Raw genomic sequence first — 7,332 nt, 5'->3', positions numbered from 1 at the left:
CGTCACCCGCGCGGCGCCCGTCGCTCCCGTGCGTACGCACGTCGCGGAGGGGGAGCTGCGCGTGCCCCTGGCTCGCGAGGAGGCCCATGCGCTGGTCCGCACCCGCGACGTGGGCGCGGTGCGCGTGCGCAAGGTGGTCCGCACCGAGCTCAAGCAGATCACCGTGGAGGTGCGGCGCGAGGAGATCGTCGTGGAGCGCATCCCCGTGCAGGCGGGTGCCTCCGCCGCTCCCGCGAGCGGCTCGGGCGCGTTCCAGGAGATGGAGCAGGTCATCCCCCTGTGGCGCGAGGACGTGGAGGTGGTGAAGCGTCCCGTCATCTACGAGGAGGTCCACCTGAAGAAGGCCGTGGAGCGTCGCACCTGGACCGAGGAGGTCCCCCTGCGCCAGGAGGTGGCCCGCGTGGAGGAGGAGGGCGAGGCGCGGTCGGCTCCTGGCCTCGTGCGCCCGGACCCCCACTCCCACTGAGCGGGGGGCTCTGGCTCCTTCTTCCCACGTCACAGGCGGTGCCTTGCCGGGTCTATGCCCTGAGGACTCGCGGGCAAGGAGGCATCGCATGATGGGATTCAAGGAACTGACCCCCGGACAGGTGTTTTTCAACAAGCAGCTCGAGTACCTCGACGCGCGCGCCGTCGACGCGCTGATCGACGACCACTACACCGAGGATGCGCTGCTGATGTCGGGCGACCTCGCCATCCGGGGGCGTGACGCGCTCAAGGAGCACTTTCGCGCGTACCTGCAGATGCTGGGCACGCTGAAGATCGACTCCCTCGACAAGTTCAACGAGACCTCGGACTCGATCTACTTCGAGGCCACCGTCACGACCGAGCTCGGGCAGGTCCGCATGTTCGACGGGTGGGTGCTGCGCGAGGGGAAGATCGCCTACCACTTCACGGGCGTGAAGTGAGCCCCCCACGCGCCTGCCCCGGAGCGGCGGCGAAGGGTTGGAAGGCCGCTGCCGCGGTGGTAGAGCCGCAGCGGACACGCGGCCGCTCCTGGCCGCCTCACCTCCGAGGTGAATTCATGGCTCGCAAGATCGTTCACTCCGATGACGCGCCCAAGGCGATCGGTCCCTACTCGCAGGCCGTCCAGGTGGACGCCGGGAAGATGACCTTCCTGTCCGGGCAGATCCCGCTCGACCCCAAGACGATGGAGATGGTGCAGGGGGACGTGGTCGCCCAGGCCGAGCAGGTGATGAAGAACCTGGGCGCGGTGCTCAAGGCCGCGGGCCTCGACTTCTCGCACGTGGTGCGCTGCACCATCTTCCTCACCGACCTGGCCGACTTCGCCAAGGTGAACGAGGTGTACGGCCGGGCCTTCACCGGTGCGCCTCCCTCTCGCGCCACCGTGCAGGTGGCCGCGCTCCCTCGCGGCGCCAAGGTGGAGATCGACGCCATCGCCGTGTCCTGACAGGGAGCCCGCAAAGAGAAAGGCCGCCGGACCCGCTTCGGTCCGACGGCCTTTCTCATTCAGCGGCCTCGCGAGAGGCGGCGGGGATTACTTCTGGTCCGCCGCGACCGTGCCGCCCTTCTTCTTCAGCTCCTCGTCGATGACGCGCTTGAAGGCGTCGACGGGCTGCGCACCGACCAGCGAGCGACCGTTGATGAAGAAGGTCGGGGTGCCATTGACGCCCACGCGGGTGGACTCGGCCATGTCCGTGGCGACCTGCGCGTCGTACTTGTTGCTGTCCAGCGCGGCCTTGAACTTGCCCATGTCCAGGTTGAGCTCCTGGGCGTAGCGCTCGAGGGAGGCGCGATCCAGGGCACGCTGATTGGCGAACAGCTTGTCGTGGTACTCCCAGAACTTGCCCTGCTCGTGGGCGGCCAGAGCGGCGGCGGCGGCCGGCTTGGCGTTGGCGTGGAAGGGCAGCGGCGCGTTCTTGAAGGCGATGCGGACCTTGCCCTTGTACTCGTCCTCGAGCTGCTTGAGCGTGGGCAGCACGCGGCCGCAGAACGGGCACTCGAAGTCGGAGTAGGCCACGATGGTGACGGGGGCGTTCTTCGGGCCACGCACCGGGGCGGTGCCGACCTCGATGTTCTGCACGGCGGGCTCGGCCGGAGCCGCGGCCTGGGGAGCCGACTTCACGCCCTCCTCGATGAGCTTCGCGTAGAGGTCGTCGGCCTTGGTGCCGGCGGCCAGCAGCTTGTCGGCGCGGGCCATCTCCTCGTCGATGATCTTCTTGAAGCTCGGGAAGGGCTGGGCGCCCACGAACTCACGGCCGTTGACGAAGAAGGTCGGGGTGCCATTGGCGCCCACCGCGGCGCCGGCGGCGGCGTCCGCCTCCACCTTCGCGCGGAACTTGCCGGAGTCGAGCGCGGCCTTGAACTTGCCCATGTCCAGGTTCAGCTCCTGGGCGTAGCGCTCGAAGGTGGCGCGGTCCAGGGCGCTCTGGTTGGAGAAGAGCTTGTCGTGCATCTCCCAGAACTTGCCCTGCTCATGGGCGGCCATGGCGGCCTCGGCGGCGGGCTTGGCGTTCGGGTGGAAGGAGAGCGGCTGGTGACGGAACACCACGCGCACGTCCTTGGGGTAGGTCTCCTTGATCTGCTTGAGCGTGGGCATCACGCGGCTGCAGAAGGGGCACTGGAAGTCGGACCACTCGACGATGGTGACCTTGGCGTTCTTCGGGCCGAAGGAGGGGGAGTCGGCCGGCGCGTCCACCTTGCGGTAGGGGCTGGACGGGGCCTCGGCCTGCTGCGCGGGCTTGGGAGCGGACTCCACGCCCTTGGCGAGGACGGCGGCGTACACCTGGCTCGCCGGGGTGCCGGAGCGCACCAGGGCCTCGGCCTTGCCGAGCTCCTCGTCGATCACGGCCTTGAAGGAGTCGATGGGCTGGGCGCCGGAGAGGAAGCGGCCGTTGATGAAGAAGGCGGGGGTGCCGTTGGCGCCGAGCTTGCCGGCCAGGGCCTGGTCACGCTCGATGGTGGCCGTGTGCTTCGGGTGGGCCATGTCCGCCTTCCAGCGGTTCAGGTCGAGCTCCAGCTCCTTGGCGTACTTCTCCAGGTCGGCGTCCTCGAGGGCCTTGGCGTTGGCGAAGAGCTTGGAGTGGTACTCCCAGTACTTGCCCTGCTCACCGGCGGCCATGGCGGCCAGCGCGGCGGGCTTGGCGCGCGGGTGGAAGGACAGCGGGTTCTGCTTCATCACCACGCGCAGCTTGCTGCCGTAGTCCTTCTGGAGCTGCTCCACCGTCGCGTTGGCGCGGGAGCAGAAGGGGCACTGGTAGTCGGAGAACTCGACGAGCGTGACGAGCGCGTCCGCGTTGCCCTTGGTGGGCGAGCCCTCGACGGGCACCTTGAAGACGGTGGGGTCCACCGGCCGGGCGTTCGGACGGGGGGCGTTGGCGGCGGCGGCGGCCGCGGGCTTGTTACCGGTCAGGGCAGCGACAGAGGGGCCGGTGACTGCACGGCCGCCTGCGAAGCCCAGCACCAGGCCCACCACCAGGGCCACGATCACATTGGGTCTCATGGGTTTATTGTGCTCCTTCGACATCTGGTCCGAATGCGGATCCGCGCTCTTGCTCATAGGTCCAAAAGGGTCAAAAAGGTCGGGGTAGATAACAGAGCCCGTTCCGAGCACGCAAGGAGACGCAGGCGTACCCAGCCCGGGCTTGACGGGACCCAGGGCCCCGAAAACACGAAGCTTTTTGGTTGAAATTCCCCCGGCACGATCCGCGCCCAGCGCCTACACTGAGCCCATGCAGCCGGACGTGCGCGTGGATGCCTCGGGAACATACTGCCCCGTTCCCATCCTGGAGATCGCCAAGGCGGTGCGTCGGCTGGCTCCGGGCACCCTGGTGGAGTTGGTGGCCACCGACCCTGGAGTCCAGGCCGATCTGCCCGCGTGGTGCGAGGCCACCGGCCATGCCCTGCTCGGCCTGGAGCGGCGCGGGGCGGCCTGGGTGGCGTGGGTCCGCACGGTGGGCGGAGGAGCGTGAGAGGGAGCTGGCAACCATCAGCCCGGTGGTGACCCGAGCCGCCCCGGAGTTTCACGGGGATTTTCCGGGGGATTTTCCGCCGCCTTCGGACGCTGGCCCCTCATCAGAGGAGCTGCATCACCCGCTCCTCCAGCCGGCGACCGCTCGAGACGCTCAGGATGAGCACCCCGGTCTGCAGCAGGTGCCCCACCACGCGGCTGATGACCTCCTCGGGCTGGTGCGCCATGCCGTCATAGCGGACGTGGAGGACGTTCTCGTTCTCCATGCGCGCGGCGGTGACGCCCGGCAGGGCCTCGAGCTCCTGCACGATGACGGTGCCGCGGGCCACCTTGACGCGAAACCCGGACGCCTGGCTGGTGAGCTCCTTCATGGTGCCGGCCTGGGCCAGCTTGCCCCGGTCGAGGATGGCCGCCGTGTCGCACAGCTCCTCCAGCTCCTGGAGGTTGTGGCTGGAGACCACCACCGTCTGGTTCTGCCCCCGGATGTCGCGGATGACCTGGCGCACCTGGGCGGCGACGCGCGGATCCAACCCGGCGGTGGGCTCGTCGAGCAGCACCAGCGGCGGCCGGCCCATGAGGGCCTGCGCCATCGACGCACGCTTGGCCATGCCGTGCGAGAGCGCGTGCGTCGCCACGTTCCAGGCCTCCAGCAGGCCCACCTTGTCGAGCGCCTCACGGGCCTCGGTCTCGGGCTTGTCCAGGCCGCTCAGCCGCGCCCAGTACATGAGGAGGGCGCCCACCTTCCAGCCACCGGGCAGCACCGCGTCCTGGGGCAGCACGCCAATCTTCCCCTTGAGGGCGCCGTCCACGGACGGGTCCACCCCCATCACCCGCACGGTGCCGCCGCTGGGGTAGAGGTAGCCGCACATCATGGAGAAGGTGGTCGTCTTCCCGGCGCCGTTAGGGCCGATGAGGCCGTACACCTGGCCCCGTTCGACGGTGAAGCTCACCCCGTCCACCGCCACCTTGGGACCGAAGCGCTTGGTGGCATTGATGAGATCGATGGCCAGCTCGCTCACAGGTCCCTCGCGCGCAGGACGAAGAGGGAGGCGCCGAGGAACACCAGCGCGAAGGCGGCATAGGCCGCGCCACTCACCGCGAACTCGGCCAGCCGCGGGTGCAGCAGGTTGTTGGCGTAGTGCGAGGGCGTCAGGTAGCGCAGGTAGCTCGACATGCTCCCCTCGGCGGCGAAACCGCCGATCAAGTTCACCAGCCAGAAGCAGAAGAGCATGAAGATGTTGAAGATGAGGCTCAGCGCGGGCGAGCGGAACAGGCTGGAGCAGAAGGTGGTGAGCGCCAGGTACCCGAGCGAGAACACCACCGCCGCCAGCCAGAACTTCAGCAGGTTGAGTGCGAAGGAGGCGACGGGGAAGTCCGGCGTGGTGAACCAGGCGTAGACGAAGATGGCCAGGTCGATGATGAGCACCAGCCCCAGCAGCACCGTGGCCTGGGACAGGAACTTGCCCAGCAGCAGCGACGAGCGCCGCGCGCGCACGGTGAAGTAGCGGATGGAGCGCGGGCCCACCTCGCCGCTCACCTGGTCGAAGCCCATGATGGCGACGTAGAGGGGCAGGAAGAGGAGGGTGGCCTTGAAGACCAACAATACCACCAACGGCACCTGCTCCAGTGCCTCGATCATGGCCTGGTCGCCATTCACGAGGAACCCGAGGAAGCCCTTTCGCATCTCCTCGGCCACCTGGACGCCCGCGCTCGCGTCGGCACCGGCCTGGGCGAGCTGCTCATCCATCTGCTTGCGCAGCGCCCGCGTGAAGCCGCCTACCCCCAGCAGCACCAGCATCGAGAACATGCTGTAGAGCCCGAGCAGCACCACCACGCGCGCGCTGCGCAACGTGCGGCGGCACTCGGCGCTCCAGACCACTCCAGTCTCATTCAATCCGTTCAAGGCGGGTGGACCCTATCGGGCCCAGACGGGGCTCGCCAGGTTTCTTGCTCCTCAGGGGAACTCCCACCGGGGGAATGGACGTCCCGTTTTGGGCGGGTACCATGCTTCCCCCCTCACTCCTCACCCGCGCGACGGTTCCGCATGTCTCCTTCCCGTGCCCTCCCCGCCACGCTGCTCCTCCCCTTGTTCCTCCTCCTCGTGGGGGCGGATGAGGGGAGCTCGGATGGGGGGACGCAGCCCGTGGCCGAGGCCGCTCTCTCGGATGCCGGGCTGGCGGACGCGGGTGTGGCCGAGGCGGCGGGGGCCTCCGACGGGGGCATGATGCTGGGGCTCGTTCCGCCCGTGCCGGTGCCCTCGCGCGAGGACAATCCGCCCATCGCCCACCTGCGCCCGCTGCCGTCCAAGCAGGACGTGCTCGCCCGCGCGAAGCGTGATGCGAAGGGCCGGCTGGTGGTGCCCGGACCCAAGGGCGATGTGCCGCTGACCATCGACCCGACCCTCCAGTCGCAGCTCACCAGCATCCTCCAGCAGTACCAGGTGCCCTACGGAGCGGTGGTGGTGCTGGATCCTTCCACGGGCCGCGTGCTGGCCATGGCCGAGCACTCGCGGGCGCAGCCGGGGCTGCGCGGGCTGGCCACGCGCGCGGTGTTCCCCGCGGCGAGCGTCTTCAAGATCGTCACCGGCGCCGCGCTGTTGGAGGCTGGGGTGACGCCCCTGGACGAGACGTGTTTCCACGGCGGCAAGCGGCGGCTCTCCGAGAAGCTGCTCGCGGACAGCGCCCGCGACGGCCAGTGCCACTCGCTGGCCGAGGCCATGGGCAAGAGCGCCAACGTCATCTTCGCCAAGCTGACGCAGCGCTACCTGTCGCCCGAGGCGCTGAAGCACGCCGCCGCCCGCTTCCACTTCAATCGGGAGATCTCCTTCCCGGTGCCCACGGACGTGTCACTCGCCGCCGTGCCGGACAGTGACGAGTTCCGCTTCGCCCAGACGGGCGCGGGCTTCGGGGACGTGTACCTCTCGCCGCTGCACGGCGCGCTGCTGGCGTCCGTGGCGGCCAACAAGGGCGTGTGGAAGGACGCCGTCCTCTTCGACGACCCGAACGCGCCGCCCCAGCCGGGTGAGCAGGTGCTGTCGCCCGAGGTGGCACGCGACCTGACGACGCTGATGGAGGCCACGGTGACGAAGGGCACCGCGCGCCGCATCTTCCGCGAGCGCGGCATGGGCGTGCCGGGCGCCGTGGGCAAGACGGGGACGCTGGCGGACCGCGCGCCCTTCCGGGACTACTCGTGGTTCGTGGGCTTCGCGCCCAAGGACAACCCCAAGGTGGCGGTGGCGGCCCTCATCGTCAACGAGCCCATCTGGCGCATCCGGGCCACGTGGCTCGGCCGCGAGGCCATGCGCCTGGGCCTGGCCCGCCTGCCGCCGGGCTCCCTGGTGGTTCCGCCCCGGGAGGAGCCGCCCGAGCCCCAGGAGGAGACGCCCTCGGACGAGGAGTCCTCGC

At 69.3% G+C, this 7,332-nt stretch carries 8 protein-coding genes; 5 read left to right on the top strand and 3 right to left on the bottom strand.

Going from position 1 to position 7,332, the window contains the following annotated elements; genetic code table 11:
• The 3 genes from VF697_RS21550 to VF697_RS21540 form a co-directional block, all read left to right on the top strand.
• The coding region (locus tag VF697_RS21550; protein WP_331097877.1) for a YsnF/AvaK domain-containing protein at positions 1–466 on the top strand (466 nt) is incomplete at its 5' end.
• An 88-nt stretch (positions 467–554) separates the two neighbouring features.
• Positions 555–905: a nuclear transport factor 2 family protein gene (locus tag VF697_RS21545; protein ID WP_331097876.1), complete on the top strand. Its 351-nt coding sequence runs from the start codon at positions 555–557 to the stop codon at positions 903–905.
• A gap of 116 nt (positions 906–1,021) precedes the next feature.
• The gene (locus VF697_RS21540) at positions 1,022–1,408 is read left to right on the top strand and encodes a RidA family protein (RefSeq protein ID WP_331097874.1); all 387 of its coding nucleotides are present in this window, start codon (positions 1,022–1,024) and stop codon (positions 1,406–1,408) included.
• 87 nt (positions 1,409–1,495) lie between these two features.
• Here the strand turns inward: VF697_RS21540 and VF697_RS21535 are convergent, their stop codons facing one another.
• The gene (locus VF697_RS21535) at positions 1,496–3,460 is read right to left on the bottom strand and encodes a DsbA family protein (RefSeq protein WP_331097873.1); all 1,965 of its coding nucleotides are present in this window, start codon (positions 3,458–3,460) and stop codon (positions 1,496–1,498) included.
• A gap of 229 nt (positions 3,461–3,689) precedes the next feature.
• Here VF697_RS21535 and VF697_RS21530 point away from each other — a divergent pair, with 229 nt between their 5' ends.
• On the top strand, positions 3,690–3,929 hold the full coding sequence (locus tag VF697_RS21530) for a sulfurtransferase TusA family protein (protein ID WP_331097871.1): 240 nt from the start codon (positions 3,690–3,692) through the stop codon (positions 3,927–3,929).
• Between the two features lie 103 nt (positions 3,930–4,032).
• Here VF697_RS21530 and VF697_RS21525 read toward each other — a convergent pair whose 3' ends face one another.
• Positions 4,033–4,947, bottom strand: a complete 915-nt coding sequence (locus VF697_RS21525) for an ABC transporter ATP-binding protein (protein ID WP_331097869.1) — start codon at positions 4,945–4,947, stop codon at positions 4,033–4,035.
• Positions 4,944–5,807 (bottom strand): ABC transporter permease, encoded by an 864-nt coding sequence (locus VF697_RS21520; RefSeq protein ID WP_331097867.1) that lies wholly within the window; start codon positions 5,805–5,807, stop codon positions 4,944–4,946. The genes VF697_RS21525 and VF697_RS21520 overlap by 4 nt, the downstream gene beginning before the upstream one ends.
• A gap of 165 nt (positions 5,808–5,972) precedes the next feature.
• Here VF697_RS21520 and VF697_RS21515 point away from each other — a divergent pair.
• Positions 5,973–7,332: penicillin-binding transpeptidase domain-containing protein (locus tag VF697_RS21515; protein ID WP_331097865.1), on the top strand; the 1,360-nt coding region annotated here is incomplete at its 3' end.

The organism is Archangium sp., from assembly GCF_036388035.1.
Classification (GTDB): Bacteria; Myxococcota; Myxococcia; order Myxococcales; family Myxococcaceae; genus Archangium.
The sequence above is the reverse complement of the archived record's forward strand: the minus strand, read 5'-3'. Positions and strand labels throughout refer to the sequence as shown.

Excerpts from the sequence above, each read along its gene's own strand:
- VF697_RS21530 (WP_331097871.1), top strand. The coding sequence starts at position 3,690 with ATGCAGCCGGACGTGCGCGTGGATGCCTCGGGAACATACTGCCCCGTT.
- VF697_RS21540 (WP_331097874.1), top strand. The coding sequence starts at position 1,022 with ATGGCTCGCAAGATCGTTCACTCCGATGACGCGCCCAAGGCGATCGGT.
- VF697_RS21545 (WP_331097876.1), top strand. The coding sequence starts at position 555 with ATGATGGGATTCAAGGAACTGACCCCCGGACAGGTGTTTTTCAACAAG.
- VF697_RS21535 (WP_331097873.1), bottom strand. The coding sequence starts at position 3,460 with ATGAGACCCAATGTGATCGTGGCCCTGGTGGTGGGCCTGGTGCTGGGC.